General features: G+C 49.3%; 13 protein-coding genes. All 13 read right to left on the bottom strand.

All coding sequences use genetic code 11. The annotated features are described in order from the left end of the window. Positions 1–17: 17 nt before the first annotated feature. The 13 genes from treC to paaD all read right to left on the bottom strand — a co-directional run bounded on the left by treC (position 18) and on the right by paaD (position 13,711). Complete coding sequence (treC, locus tag ABLA76_RS11265) at positions 18–1,679, bottom strand: alpha,alpha-phosphotrehalase (RefSeq protein WP_348987983.1); 1,662 nt, start codon at positions 1,677–1,679, stop codon at positions 18–20. 31 nt (positions 1,680–1,710) lie between these two features. After that, positions 1,711–3,147: a PTS trehalose transporter subunit IIBC gene (gene treB / locus ABLA76_RS11260; RefSeq protein WP_047766377.1), complete on the bottom strand. Its 1,437-nt coding sequence runs from the start codon at positions 3,145–3,147 to the stop codon at positions 1,711–1,713. Positions 3,148–3,459: 312 nt separating this feature from the next. After that, on the bottom strand, positions 3,460–3,741 hold the full coding sequence (locus ABLA76_RS11255; RefSeq protein WP_348987982.1) for a hypothetical protein: 282 nt from the start codon (positions 3,739–3,741) through the stop codon (positions 3,460–3,462). 312 nt (positions 3,742–4,053) lie between these two features. Next, complete coding sequence (gene catB / locus ABLA76_RS11250; RefSeq protein WP_348987981.1) at positions 4,054–4,683, bottom strand: type B chloramphenicol O-acetyltransferase; 630 nt, start codon at positions 4,681–4,683, stop codon at positions 4,054–4,056. A gap of 11 nt (positions 4,684–4,694) precedes the next feature. Next, positions 4,695–5,621 (bottom strand): phenylacetic acid degradation operon negative regulatory protein PaaX, encoded by a 927-nt coding sequence (gene paaX, locus ABLA76_RS11245; RefSeq protein WP_348987980.1) that lies wholly within the window; start codon positions 5,619–5,621, stop codon positions 4,695–4,697. A 145-nt stretch (positions 5,622–5,766) separates the two neighbouring features. Next, positions 5,767–7,086, bottom strand: coding sequence for a phenylacetate--CoA ligase PaaK (gene paaK / locus ABLA76_RS11240; protein WP_348987979.1), 1,320 nt, complete (start codon positions 7,084–7,086; stop codon positions 5,767–5,769). A gap of 119 nt (positions 7,087–7,205) precedes the next feature. Continuing rightward, entirely contained in the window at positions 7,206–8,420 is a 1,215-nt protein-coding gene (gene pcaF, locus ABLA76_RS11235) for a 3-oxoadipyl-CoA thiolase (RefSeq protein ID WP_348987978.1), read from the bottom strand. Positions 8,421–8,422: 2 nt separating this feature from the next. After that, complete coding sequence (gene paaI, locus ABLA76_RS11230; protein ID WP_348987977.1) at positions 8,423–8,893, bottom strand: hydroxyphenylacetyl-CoA thioesterase PaaI; 471 nt, start codon at positions 8,891–8,893, stop codon at positions 8,423–8,425. Further along, on the bottom strand, positions 8,877–10,490 hold the full coding sequence (locus ABLA76_RS11225; protein WP_348987976.1) for a 3-hydroxyacyl-CoA dehydrogenase: 1,614 nt from the start codon (positions 10,488–10,490) through the stop codon (positions 8,877–8,879). Before ABLA76_RS11225 ends, paaI begins: the two co-directional genes overlap by 17 nt. 2 nt (positions 10,491–10,492) lie before the next feature. Next, a complete protein-coding gene (gene paaG / locus ABLA76_RS11220) occupies positions 10,493–11,290 on the bottom strand; it encodes a 2-(1,2-epoxy-1,2-dihydrophenyl)acetyl-CoA isomerase PaaG (protein ID WP_348987975.1) in 798 nt (265 codons plus the stop codon). Positions 11,291–11,293: 3 nt separating this feature from the next. Further along, positions 11,294–12,067: a 2,3-dehydroadipyl-CoA hydratase PaaF gene (gene paaF / locus ABLA76_RS11215; RefSeq protein WP_348987974.1), complete on the bottom strand. Its 774-nt coding sequence runs from the start codon at positions 12,065–12,067 to the stop codon at positions 11,294–11,296. A gap of 9 nt (positions 12,068–12,076) precedes the next feature. After that, entirely contained in the window at positions 12,077–13,165 is a 1,089-nt protein-coding gene (gene paaE / locus ABLA76_RS11210) for a 1,2-phenylacetyl-CoA epoxidase subunit PaaE (RefSeq protein ID WP_348987973.1), read from the bottom strand. 27 nt (positions 13,166–13,192) lie between these two features. Then, positions 13,193–13,711, bottom strand: coding sequence for a 1,2-phenylacetyl-CoA epoxidase subunit PaaD (paaD, locus tag ABLA76_RS11205; RefSeq protein ID WP_348987972.1), 519 nt, complete (start codon positions 13,709–13,711; stop codon positions 13,193–13,195). Positions 13,712–13,713: the final 2 nt, after the last annotated feature.

The raw sequence follows: 13,713 nt of genomic DNA, 5'->3' as shown, positions 1-13,713 counted from the left end.
ATATATCAATAAAATTATCATTTGGATATTAAGTATATTGATTCATAAGGTTTAATTTTAATCTCATGATCTACCGTTGCCGGTGATGAGTAATTGCTCATCAATACCTGCCATTCTGTGCTTACAAGTGAAGTCTCTGGAGACCAGAGTTGAGTTTCATCGCTTAGGTTTGCAATAACCAGCAAGGTTTGATCCTGCCAACGACGCAGATAGCACCACAGTGAAGGGTGCTCTGGCAGCAAATCCAGGTAATCACCGTAGGTCAGAATGGGCTGTTGCTTTCTCAATTTAATCAAATTGTGGTAGCAATAGAAGACGGAATCTTCATCCTGTAATACGGTTTCAGCGTTGATCTCTGAGTAATTACTGCAAGGCGCAATCCACGGCGTTCCGGTGGTAAAACCCGCGTTTGCTGAATCATTCCACTGCATGGGGGTTCGGCTGTTATCACGGGATTTCTGCGCCAAAATTGCCAGTATATCCTCTGCTTGCATACCTTTCTCAATACGCTCTTGATACATATTCAGGCTTTCGATATCCCGATAATCCTCAATACGCGTAAAGTGAGAGTTTGTCATGCCCAGCTCTTCGCCCTGATAAATATAAGGCGTACCCTGCATACCATGCAGCACCATCGCCAGCATTTTAGCGGATGTTTTGTGGTGCTGGTGTTCATCCCCGAACCGGGAAACAATGCGCGGTTGATCATGGTTACACCAAAAAAGCGCATTCCAGGCTTTTTGGTGCATACCCTGCTGCCAGGTTGAGAAAATCTTTTTCAGTTCAACATAATCTGGTTTTGCCCGAGTCCATTTTTCTCCATTTGGGTAATCAACTTTTAGGTGGTGAAAATTAAACGTCATGGACAGCGTCGTTCCGTCCAGAGCAGCATAGCGTTGGCAGCTCTCAAGGCTGGTGGATGACATTTCACCAACGGTCATTAATCCCTTGGGCTGGAAAACATCACGGCTCATTTCTTGCAGAAACTCATGTATCCGTGGGCCATCGGTGTAGAATCGGCGGCCATCGCCGTGATCATCACTAGGATAATCTTGCTGTTTTGATACCAGGTTAATGACATCCAGACGCAAGCCATCAACGCCCCGATCAGCCCAGAATTCACAGATTTTCTTCAGCTCAGTGCGAACCGGTTCATGCTCCCAATTTAAATCGGCTTGTTCAACCGCAAACAGATGGAGGTAATATTGTTGGCTCTCTGTATGCCATTGCCACGCATGACCACCGAATTTGGATTTCCAGTTATTGGGCAGGGAACCTTCAGAACCATCCCGCCAGATATAGAACTGGCGGTAGGGGCTGTTAATATCCTGTGCCGCCTGGAACCACGGGTGTTGGGTTGAGGTGTGATTGAAAACCATATCCAAAATAATGCGAATGCCACGGCGATGGGCATTTTGCACCAAATTATCAAAGTCCTCCATCGAGCCATAATCAGGATTGATGGCACAGTAATCGGCGACGTCATAACCATTATCAACTTGTGGAGAGGGATAAATTGGCGTGATCCAAATGGCTTCAACGCCAAGTCGCTGTAGATAATCCAGCCGCTGGGTGATCCCGTTGATATCTCCTGTGCCACTACCGGTACTATCCTGAAAACTTTTGGGATAAATTTGGTAGATAACGCTATCCATCCACCAGAGTTTTTGTTCCGTCATAAATAGATACCTATAAAATTAATTGGCCTGTTTATTGGGTAAGATCAGCATTGGGTAAGGTCGCTTTGCGTTCATTTCTACGATAAGCCAGAACGGTCAGCAGGAATGGCACAATAATTGCGACGATCATAGCAAGCAGATAAACCATCCAGAACTGCGGCTTGATAGACAGAATTCCCGGTATTCCGCCAACGCCGATACCATTGGCGGTTACATGGTTAAGTCCACAAATCAGCCCGGCTATGGCCGCCCCAATCATCGCGCAGAACATGGGGTAACGGTATTTCAGGTTGATTCCATACATAGCGGGTTCGGTGACACCCAGATAGGCTGAAATCGCCGCAGGAACAGAAATTTCGCGCTCTTTTTGTTTCTTGCTTGCCCAGACAATGCCGACAACGGCAGAACCTTGAGCGATATTAGATAGCGCAATAATCGGCCAGATTGGGGTGCCTCCGGTGCTTTGGATCATTTGCAGATCGATTGCCAGGGTGGTTTGGTGTACACCGGTGATCACCAGCGGGGCGTAGAAGAAACCAAACAAGGCGGCTCCAATAGGCGCAAAACTACCCGTCATTAGACTTTTAACAACCCAGGCAACACCATCACCGATAGCACGTCCGGCAGGGCCTATCAAGGCATGGGCAAGGAGGACGGCCAGTATCAGAGAAGTCACAGGGACAATCACAAGATAGAGATAGTCTGGGACCCATTTTTTCAGCCGCGTTTCAATCCACCCCAACGTTAGGCCAGCTAATAGGGAAGGAATAACCTGTGCCTGATAACCGACTTTAGAAATGGTAAACCAGCCGAAATTCCAGACTTCGGGCGTTTGTTGCCCAAGCAGGTAAGCATTCATCAATTGTGGGGAAACCAGGGTAATGCCGAGAATAATCCCCAGAATGGGTGTTCCGCCCATCTTTCTGACGGCAGACCAACAGATACCCACAGGGAGGTAGAAGAATACCGCTTCACCAATTAGCCAGAGAAAATCATAAACACTCTGCCAGACAGGGTAGAGTTGCGCGAGCGATTTGCCTTCACTAAACGGGATATCGCCGATCAGGTTACGAAAACCGAGGATTAAACCGCCGCTGATCAGGGCTGGGAGTAATGGGAAGAAGATCTCAGCAAAATGTGAAATTGCATTTTCATACCATTTCATATTTTGGCGAGCTGCTTGCTTAACCTCTTCTTTATTAACGGATTGTTTCCCCGTGGTTTCAAGCAGAGCTTTGTAATAGACATCCACATTCGTCCCAATCACGACCTGAAATTGTCCGGCATTAGTGAAGCATCCCTTGACCATTGGCAACTCTTCAATGGCTTTGGCATCGGCATTTTCTGGTGTATTAAGAACGAATCTGAGGCGGGTGATACAATGACTGACGGAAGCGATATTTTCTTTACCACCAATCAAGGTAATAAGATTATCAATATCCTTTTGATTTATTTGTTTTTTCTTCATGCCTTTGCTCCTTGGTGTGGCAGGAGTTATAAATAATGGAGTTTTGCGATTAACAGAATGATTACGCTCGTGATGAGATAATGAATAGACTGAAATAATAGCAGGTTGATCCTAGACAGATTTTTGTATTTTGAATATGAAAAGATGTTTTGTTTGAGTTTTAGATCACATTTTAGGCCATTGATTTGAAATTAAAGGGTTTTTTATATTCGTGATGCTTATCATTATCGGATTTTTAGTTTTTTTGGTAATTAATAGATATGGGTTATGGGTTTATGTTATCGATTGGTAAAATAAAGCAAGATCCATACCCTATTGAGTCACAACTTGGAGGGATAATTTTAGTGCTATTTTTGACCAAAATGAATTAATAAAGGAAGGAATATTTTGATACGGCCATTCACCTGCGGCGTTTTCCATAATCCACTCATAGGTTCCAGCACCCATAATTGTGGCACCGATATTTTGATAAAACTCATCATAAGGAGTGGCATCATCACCTGGCGGACAATCATATAACCAACCTAATTCATGGTTTTTAGTAGCAATGTAACCATCCATTGTAGCGGCGACATAATAGATGAGTTTTGACATAGTATTTCCTCATTTTTGTACATAACGCTAGAAAATGACGATGCTTAATCAAATACACAATGATTATAATCGGGCGGCTACTTTAACAGGTGAGCAAAAAGGTTATTAGCCTTTTTGAGTGATTGATATTCAATAAACCAAACTATTTGTAGATTTCAGGCAATTTGATTTTGGCAAAAGTAATGATTTGAAATGTATACCAATCGCCTTTCAATGTGACTGTTTATATCTCCCCTCATAACGGGTAGATATAAACAGTCACATTGATTTGCAAGCTGCAACTTGAAAGACGAAAGGTATATTGTTGGTGGCCTATTTTTGCTCTTTCCACCACTGATACAGAGCTTCAATATCCGATGAGGTTATTAGCTTCATGGCTGCTTTAAGTTGTTCCAGTGACCAATTCCACCACTGCATTTCCAGCAGCAAGGCAATATGTTCATCAGAAAAACGTTTTCGGATCACTTTTGCCGGATTGCCGCCAACAATGGTATAAGGTTCGACATCTTTGGTCACCAGCGCACGCGTGCCAATGACGGCACCATCACCAATTTTTACGCCTGGCATAATGATTGCTTCTGCACCAATCCAGACGTCATTGCCGATAATGGTATCCCCCATAGGTTGGTAGCCGTCTTGTGCATCAGCAAAGGCGGGTTCTTCCGGCATGTAAAAAAACGGAAATGACGAAACCCAATTCAGACGATGCCCTTGGTTGCCCGCCATCATAAAGGCGACACCTGTACCAATGGAACAGAAGCTGCCGATGATGAGCTTATCGACATGGGTTAAATCAGGTGATAAGTAACGGGCGCATTCGTCAAATGAATGACCGTGATAGTAACCGGAATAGTAACTGAAACGGCCAACCTGAATATTGGGATTGGTGACCTGTTCCGCTAATGTTTTGCCCTTAAAGGGGCTATCGAAATAGTTTTTCATAGGGTATTGATTTAATTATATAACCCGCCAAAACGTTGGTAATACGCGGCGGTAGGTTGAGGTAATTGGCCAATAGTTGTTTCGCAATGTTCACTGACATAGTGTGTCGCAGCCAGGCCAAGGCGCTGATAAATATTGATACACAAATTACGGGCAATTTGCCCTTCCCATTGTACGGGCAGCAATGCATTCGGCAGCAGTGGATCGCGCAGGACGATGCGGCGATAAAAGTGGATTAGCAGCAGACACAACTGGAAACAGCGTTCTGGGGTCAGGTCAGCCTCATGGCAATCCCGTAGCAGTGTCATCAACGGACGGAAGGAAACAATAAATTCGTGATAATGCTGTGATATCTGCTCCAGTGACCAATTGAGAGAGACAAGTTCTTTCAGGCTCTGTTCCGAACGCGGGTAAGGATAATCAGCCCGGAAATAGATGACAGAATCGCTGGCGTTGAGTTCGCCCAACAGAGAGGGAATGTCTCTTTGGGAATGGCTTGGTGCAGCCATCAGGGTACTGTTAAATTGCGCGAATCCGAGCCAGCCCAGCGCTTTTTTCAGGCGGGTGCGCTCGTTTTTGTCTGTGCCTTCCAGCAACAGTAGATCCCACTTACCATCCCATTCTGGCTGCTCATAGAGGTAGATTTTATCCTCGGCATGACGAAATTGATGCATTCCCCGTTCGGCGATGCGGTAATAACTGCGTCGCCCGAGTTTTTCTACTGTGAGCCACCCCTCTTTTTGCAGCCTGAATACGGATGTTCTCACGAAACGGTCACTAAACCCCATCGGTTCCAGCAAGAGGCTCAAACTGCCAAGCCAGACTTCACCGCCACGGTGATTCAGGGCATCCCCATATAAGGAGATAATCAGCGATGTTCCGCTGACAGGCTGTGCATTGAGAGCGTGTTGGATAAAATCGTCAAGTTTATGTGCCATAGTTTCTGTGATCTGCTCAAAAGTGTGTCATAACTGTATCGATAAGCTCAAAGAAAACCCCTCGGAGCAACATACTGTTGGGAAAAATACCCTTAAAAAGGGTGCCACCGCCGTTTCATAGCATTTAACTTGCGGTGGCAAAAGGTTATTCGTGTGGCCGGTTGTCGATCACCCGTACCGCTTTGCCTTCTGAGCGTGGAATAGCACCACAGTTGACAATGCTGACATCGGTGCTGAGTCCTACCGTTGATTTTATATGTTGGCGCAACTGATGACAGAGGTTGCAACGTTGTTCATGGTTCAGCAGATCGGGTTCTTTCAGTTCAACTTTGACTGACAGGCAATCATAGTTACTTTCGCGGTTGACTTCCAACTGATAGTGGGGAGAAAGCGCCTTAAAGCACATGATCTGTTCTTCTATCTGTGATGGAAAGACGTTGATGCCACGAATAATCAGCATGTCATCGGAACGTCCGGTGATCCTGTCCATGCGCCGCATATTACGCGCCGTACCGGGCAATAAGCGTGTCAGGTCGCGGGTGCGATAGCGGATCACGGGCATGGCTTCTTTGCTTAAGGTAGTGAGAAGGAGTTCTCCGGTTTCGCCATCTGCCAGGTTATTCAGGTTGTCAGGATCAATGACTTCCGGGTAGAAATGATCTTCCCAGATGGTAGAGCCGTCGGCGTATTCCAGTGATTCCATAGCAACGCCTGGACCCATCACTTCGGACAGGCCATAGATGTCCAGAGCTTTGATACCCATACGTGTTTCAATTTCAGTACGTAAGGTGGTTGTCCACGGTTCTGCGCCAAAAATACCAACACGTAAGGAGCATGTGCTGGCATCCCCACCCATTTGGCGCTCCAGCTCATCCAGTAAAGTCAGGCAGTAAGAAGGCGTCATCATAATGATGTCAGGCTTGAAATCCACAATCAGTTGCGCTTGTCTGGTGGTGTTACCGCCAGATACCGGAATGACGGTTGCTCCCAGTCGTTCGGCGCCATAGTGCGCGCCCAATCCTCCGGTGAACAGGCCGTAACCGTAGGCGACGTGAACTTTGTCTTTGGCACTTGCACCGGCAAATCGCAGGCTGCGGGCGACCAGCTCTGACCAATTATCGATGTCCTGTTGGGTATAACCCACCACGGTTGGGCGTCCCGTTGTGCCGGATGAAGCATGAATGCGAACTATTTGCGCCATCGGGACGGCGAAGGCATCAAAAGGGTAGTGTTCCCGCAGATCTTGCTTAGTGGTGTAAGGAAATTGGGCGATATCACTAAGTTGCTTGAAATCACTCGGATGAATACCGGTTGCATCAAATTTGCGGCGGTACATGGGAACGTTGTTATAGGCGTGGTTGAGGGTCCATTTTAACTGGTTAAATTGCCATGCCTGAATCTCATCACGTGAAGCAAATTCAATAGGATCCAGCGGATTCTTCAGGTTTTTTACGTTGTTGCTCATTGTTTCCTGTCCTTTTGTTGATTTGTTTGTAACAGGTTGTTTTTTTATGGTTATTTACTTGAATGTAGTTATGTGCACGTCGTGATACGCAGGTGTTGGTTAAGTCAGATAAATAGCGGCTATGCAATACGTTCAATAATCATGGCGATGCCTTGCCCGACGCCAATGCACATGGTGCATAAGGCGTAACGTCCGGCCCGTCGCTCCAGTTCAAGGGCAGCTGTCAGCGCAAGGCGGGCACCGCTCATCCCCAGAGGATGCCCCAGTGCAATTGCCCCGCCATTTGGGTTGATGTGTTCTGCGTCATCCGGTAATCCCAGTTGGCGTATCACCGCCAGTGCTTGTGCAGCGAAAGCCTCATTCAGTTCAATAACATCCATTTGATTCAGGGTTAAGCCGGTGAGTTCCAGTACCTTGCGAGTCGCAGACAGTGGCCCGATCCCCATGATGCGTGGCTCCACACCACATGTTGCCGTTGCGACGATGCGTGCCCGTGGTGTCAGCCCCCGGCACAAGGCTGCTGTTTCTGAGGCGATGATCACAGCAGCCGCACCATCGTTGACACCGGAAGCGTTACCGGCGGTGATGGTGCCGTCTGCACGGAATGGGGTTTTGAGCCGTTGTAATTGTTCGAGCGTCGTTTCTGGTCGTGGATGTTCATCCTGTGAAATAACCGTAGCTACGCCTTTTTTATTGGTGGGAGGCAGAGTCACAGGGATGATTTCCTCGGCCAGTACGCCCCGTTGTTGCGCTCTGGCGACACGTTGCTGGCTGCGTAGGGCGAAGGCATCCTGATCATCGCGGCTAATGAGAAACTGGGCGGCGATATTTTCTGCCGTTTCTGGCATGGAGTCTGTGCCGAATTGCTGTTGCATCAGGGGGTTAATAAAGCGCCAGCCCAGAGTGGTATCAAAGATCTCCGCCTGCCGGCTGAAAGCACTGTCTGCTTTGCCCACCACGAAAGGGGCACGGGTCATCGATTCAACGCCCCCCGCCAATATCAATTGGGCGTCGCCGGATTTAATACTGCGAGCGGCGAAGGCCAACGCATCAAGGCCTGAGCCACATAACCGATTGACTGTTGTACCAGAAACCGAATTTGGCAATCCCGCTAACAATAGCGCCATACGTGCGACGTTGCGATTATCTTCTCCTGCCTGATTGGCACAGCCGAGGATCACATCATCGATTTGTTGCCAATCCAATGCCGGATAACGCGTCATCAATGCCCGTAGCGGCAGGGCAGCCAGATCATCAGCCCGCAGGCCGGATAGCGCACCCCCATAACGGCCGATAGGTGTGCGGATACCATCACAGATAAATGCATGGTTCATGATTACTCTCCCTGACGGTTTGGCTGGTTTTTTTTCAGCGTATTGTCCGAAATAGGGGGACTGAGGCGATGGGAGTAACCACGGAAAAAAGCCACAACTTTACCGTTTTGGTTGATGATCTCCACGTCGTACAGGCCTGTATTTTTACCTTGATGCCGGACGGAAGCGGTGGCGGTCAGTTGATCACCCACTAATGCCGGACGGATAAAATCAATGCTGCCTCTGGAAGCGACCGCAGCCAGCCCTTCACTGTTACAGGCATAGGCGAAAGCCGTATCCGCCAGACTGAACAGAATGCCACCGTGACAACGATGATGACCGTTGAGCATGTGAGGCACGATCTTCATACTGAGTCGGGCGAACCCGATATCGATATGTTCAATCTGTATTCCCATATTTTGGGCGCAGATATCTTGGGCATAAAGGGTTTCAATGTGATGGCGAGCCGCGTCAGCGTTATTTTGCATGGTCATCCCCTTTCTTGTGTTTTTGAGCCTGTTGGCAGGGGAGTTGGGTATGCCCTGCCGCGAGTTGGCGCAGTAAGGGGGCTGGGCGGTAACGGGGTTCCCCATAAAACTTCTGCAAGTTTTCCAGCGTACTGAGAATATGTTTCCAACCCAACTGCTTACCCCATGTCAGCGGGCCGATGGGGTAATTCACACCGTAGCGCATCGCCAGATCGATATCTTCAGCGTTGGCGATACCTTTATTAATGGCATCCAGTGCCTCGTTGCACAGCATAGCAACGGTACGCATGGTTAGCAGGGCGGGATAATCCGGCAGGAGAATGACCTGTTTACCGAGGGATTGCAGAAAACCGATCACCTTTGCGGTTTGCTGAGGCGTATTCTGGCAGGCGGCACTGAGTGTCATGACAGAAGCCGATTGGTGATTGGCGGAAAGGTCAAATTGCACCACGGGTGCCCTGACTTCGTCGGCAATCTGGGCGCAGGTTCTCCCTTTGGTCAGAATCAAGAGAATGTTATCAATCTGCAAGGTCGGGGAGTGGAATCGGTCATTTTTGCTTTCTTCGAAGATGATTCCATATTGCTGTAACTTAGGGTGTTGTAACAGGGCAACAAAGTGTGGCAATGCCGCCCAATTTCCTGTCGCCTTGATCCGCACTGGCTGTTTTTGTGCTTTGGTGTGTTTCGGTTCTAGTTTGGGTTGCGGCTGGGTCTCTTTTTTTCCGCCGCTTCCTGTTATGTCATAGGCGTAAAAACCACGACCGCGTTTACGCCCAAGATGATTGGCATCCACCAGCTCTTTTTGTCGCAGTGAAGGCTGGAAGCGGGGATCACAGTGGAAAGCCTGAAACAGGGATTCAGTCACGGCGTAATTAATATCATGGCCGATCAAATCCATCAGTTGTAATGGTCCCATAGCGAACCCGCCCGATTCTTTGAGAACGGCATCCAGTGTAGCGGGAGTCGCAATCTGCTCTTCCAGTGCACGCAGGGTTTCAGCATAGAATGGGCGGGCGATGCGATTGACGATAAACCCCGGCGTAGAACGGCAAATTACCGGTTGTTTTTTCCAGCCAGTTACGAAGTTTTTGAGTGTTGCCACGGTTTGGGGGGAAGTTTCCAGACCCTGCACGATTTCCACCAGCTTCATTAGGGGGGCTGGGTTGAAAAAATGTAGCCCTGCCATGCGCTGTGGCGCAGACAGGACACGGGCAATGGCGGTAATCGACAATGATGAAGTATTGCTGGTAAACAGGGTTTGGTGTGAACAAATGGATTCCAGTTGCTGGAAGAGATCCTGTTTAGCTGCCAGTTGTTCGATAATGGCTTCAATCACCAGCCCACACGGTGTCAACGCTTGTAACGAATTCGCCTGAGTGATGCGTTGTAACAGGGTTTCTGTTGCGCTGGCTTCGGCTTTGCCTGCTGCGACACGTTGATGCAGGCGGGTGCGTAAACTATCCAGCGCCTGACTGACCGCTTCGCCGTTGCTGTCAAACAGCAGGACGGAATGTCCTGCCTGCGCCGCAACCTGGGCAATGCCGATGCCCATTGTTCCCGCACCGATAACGGCTATGGGACCGTGGAGGTGAGGCGTGGTCATGATCATTTCCCCTTGAACATTGGCTGGCGTTTTTCAATGAATGCATTAACGCCTTCACGGAAATCTTCGCTATGCCCGCACCGGCGTTGTAAATCTCGTTCGAGAGCAAGCTGTTGCTCCAGCGTATTGGTTGCGGCGGCATAGGTGGCTTGCTTGATGCAGCTAAGGGCTAGGGTAGGTTGGGTAGCAAGGTATCGGGCGAGTTTTTGGGTTGTATCTTCCAACTCTTCTGGCTCAACAACTTGCCAGATCATTCCCCAATCCAGGGCTTGTTCGGCGCTGATTTTGTCGCCCAACAGCGCCATCCCCATCGCCCGCGCGTGCCCAATCTTATTAGGCAGGAAGTAGCTACCGCCAGAATCAGGTGTCAGGCCAATACGGCAGAAAGCCTGAATAAAACTGGCGGTACGAGAAGCGATAACGATGTCACAGGCCAGGGCAAGGGAGACACCAGCCCCCGCCGCGACGCCGTTGACGGCGCAGATAATGGGCTTAGGCAGAGAAGTCATACGCCGGATTAGCGGGTTGTAGTAGCGTTCAACCGATAGGCCGAGATCAGGAATACCGCCATCAGAGATAACGACATTGCGATCATTTAAATCTTGTCCGGCACAGAAGCCGCGTCCGGCTCCGGTGAGCCGGACACAGCGTACGGACTCATCCTGTTCAGCAATATCCATTGCCTGACTTAATTGTTGGTGCAGCTCCTCGTTAAAACTATTGAGGCATTCTGGACGGTTGAGAGTAATGCTAAGGACACCTGCTTGTATATCAGTCAGTACCGTTGACATGTTTTCCATCTGTCAGAACCCTTTAAATGTTGGTTTACGTTTTTCCAGAAAGGCGGAGATGCCTTCCTGACGATCGGTTGTGCCAGCCAACGTAACAAAATGCTGGCGTTCGGCGAGTAGCCCTTGTGACAGGCTGGTTTCTTGGGCGGACTTGAGGGCTGCTTTGGCTGCCCGCAAGGCCAGAGGGGAAAATTCGCTGATGCGTTGCGCGATCTGCTCTGCACGTTCTCGTGTCAGGGCATCAGGGCACACTTCGCTGACCAGCCCCGCGCTCAGGGCGCGATGGGCATCGATAGCTTCGCCGGTCAAGACCATCTGGTAAGCCAATGCTTTGCCGACGCTGCGGATGAGCCGTTGTGTTCCTCCCGCCCCCGGCATCAGCCCCAATGTGATTTCTGGCAGGCCAAAACGGGCGCTTTCTCCGCAAATCACCAAATCACAAGCCAATGCCAGTTCGCAGCCAGCGCCAAGTGCGTAGCCATTGACGGCAGCGATCAGGGGCTTGCTGATATTATTTAAACGTTGCCAAAGTTGTGGACGGCGATCCGTCATGGCTGTAGCAACGTTTTGTTGTTGTAGTTCTCTCAGATCGGCACCTGCCGCGAAACAGCGCCCGGCTCCCGTCATAACAATGGCACCTGTACCGTTATCTGCCTCCGCAAGTTCCAATTGCTGCACGAGCTGTTCCAGACAATCATTACTGAGGGCATTGCGCACTTCTGGTCGGTTTAGGGTCAATGTGCGCACCCTTTGCTGCTGGTGGCATAAAATCCATTCCTGACTCATGGTGGCTCCTCAGACATCAAAATCGACAACGACATCATCGCCTTTCGGCCATGACTGGCAGCTCAAGATATAACCGGCAGCCAATTGATCGGGTTCAAGGCTGTAGTTCACCCTCATATCTACTTCGCCGGCTTTAAGCTGGCATTTGCAGGTAGCGCATACTCCGCCTTTGCAGGCGTAGGGCAAGTCTGCGCCCTGGCGTAATGCGGCATCGAGGATGCTGTCATCTTCGGCGTTCATGGCAATGTTGAGGATGCGGCCATCCAGATGGATCTCAACACGGGTTTCACTGCGTTCTGCCAGATTGGCAGGGCGGGAATTTACCGTGGCTTGTCCGGTATTGAAACGTTCACTATGGATACATTTAGCCAGTATTCCCGCCTGCTCCAGCGCAGAATGGGCATCATCCAACATGGCTTCCGGCCCGCAGAGAAAAGCATGGTCAAATTGGGTAAAATTGAGCAGGGTTTTGCCGATGTGGTTTAGGTGCTCAGTATCAATACGTCCGTTAAACAATGGGCTATCAGTGGGTTCCTGACTGAATAAGTACAGCACCTGAAAACGGCTCAGGTAGCCATTTTTGAGATCGACCAGCGCTTCTTTGAACATGGCAGAGCGACTGGTGCGATTGCCATAAATAAGTGTAAAAGTGCTATTAGGCTCTAATGCCAGCGTACTTTTGATGATCGATAAAATGGGCGTGATACCCGACCCTGCGGCAATAGCCAGATAATGCCCCAGCTGGCCTGTATTGGGGTGATGGCCAAAATTGCCCTGTGGCTGCATGACTTCCAGCTCATCCCCGACTTTTAATTGTTGGTTGATGAAGGTCGAAAAACGGCCCTGGTGAATGGCTTTGACACCAATTTGTAATACATCATCCAACGGTGAGCTACAGATAGAGTAGCAGCGGCGTAGTTCTTCATGATTCACTTTTGCCTTGAGTGTCAGGTGTTGGCCGGGGTGATAGCAGAACTGTTTTTTCAGTTCAGCGGGAATATGCAGGGTGACGACCACTGCATCCGGCGTTTCCCGTTCGATGGCAGCAATGCTTAAGCGATGAAAGCCATGTGAGCGTGTTTGATGCAAAGTGGACATCTTATGTTCCTCTTTAAGTGCACCTCGTTAAATGCATTTGAAATAATCAAAGGGTTCCAGACAATCCCGACAGCGATAGAGGGCTTTGCAGGCCGTGGAACCGAATTCGCTGATTGTTTCTGTTTTATGACTGCCACAGTACGGGCAGGTAATGGGGACCATATCCGCTGTTTTTTCGCAAGCCAATCCCTGCGGAGGGGCAATACCGGCTGCTCGCAAGCGTTGTTTGGCATCTGTATTTATCCAGTCGGTCGTCCACGCAGGGTGCAGGCTTACTTCGATATCCACCGGCGCAAAGCCTGCTTGTGTCAGTGTTTCCTGAATGATTCCGATCAGGTACTCCGTTGCAGGACAGCCGGAATAGGTTGGGGTAAATGTCACCCGCCAGCCGTTTTGTAACGGCGTAACGACCCGTATCATGCCAAGATCAGTAATGGAGAGCGCGGGCAGTTCTGGATCGGCAATTTGGTGCAGACACTGCCAGATTTGATGAATTTCCGGCGGTTGTATCTCTGCATGGAAGCGAGGGTTACATTGCTGTTCCATGA

The organism is Xenorhabdus sp. SGI240, assembly GCF_040081915.1.
GTDB lineage: Bacteria > Pseudomonadota > Gammaproteobacteria > Enterobacterales > Enterobacteriaceae > Xenorhabdus > Xenorhabdus bakwenae.
The sequence above is the reverse complement of the archived record's forward strand: the minus strand, read 5'-3'. Positions and strand labels throughout refer to the sequence as shown.

Bases quoted from the DNA above. Each gene is read 5' to 3' on its own strand.
- treC (WP_348987983.1), bottom strand. From the start codon at position 1,679: ATGACGGAACAAAAACTCTGGTGGATGGATAGCGTTATCTACCAAATT.
- treB (WP_047766377.1), bottom strand. From the start codon at position 3,147: ATGAAGAAAAAACAAATAAATCAAAAGGATATTGATAATCTTATTACC.
- ABLA76_RS11255 (WP_348987982.1), bottom strand. From the start codon at position 3,741: ATGTCAAAACTCATCTATTATGTCGCCGCTACAATGGATGGTTACATT.
- catB (WP_348987981.1), bottom strand. From the start codon at position 4,683: ATGAAAAACTATTTCGATAGCCCCTTTAAGGGCAAAACATTAGCGGAA.
- paaX (WP_348987980.1), bottom strand. From the start codon at position 5,621: ATGGCACATAAACTTGACGATTTTATCCAACACGCTCTCAATGCACAG.
- paaK (WP_348987979.1), bottom strand. From the start codon at position 7,086: ATGAGCAACAACGTAAAAAACCTGAAGAATCCGCTGGATCCTATTGAA.
- pcaF (WP_348987978.1), bottom strand. From the start codon at position 8,420: ATGAACCATGCATTTATCTGTGATGGTATCCGCACACCTATCGGCCGT.
- paaI (WP_348987977.1), bottom strand. From the start codon at position 8,893: ATGACCATGCAAAATAACGCTGACGCGGCTCGCCATCACATTGAAACC.
- ABLA76_RS11225 (WP_348987976.1), bottom strand. From the start codon at position 10,490: ATGACCACGCCTCACCTCCACGGTCCCATAGCCGTTATCGGTGCGGGA.
- paaG (WP_348987975.1), bottom strand. From the start codon at position 11,290: ATGGAAAACATGTCAACGGTACTGACTGATATACAAGCAGGTGTCCTT.
- paaF (WP_348987974.1), bottom strand. From the start codon at position 12,067: ATGAGTCAGGAATGGATTTTATGCCACCAGCAGCAAAGGGTGCGCACA.
- paaE (WP_348987973.1), bottom strand. From the start codon at position 13,165: ATGTCCACTTTGCATCAAACACGCTCACATGGCTTTCATCGCTTAAGC.
- paaD (WP_348987972.1), bottom strand. From the start codon at position 13,711: ATGGAACAGCAATGTAACCCTCGCTTCCATGCAGAGATACAACCGCCG.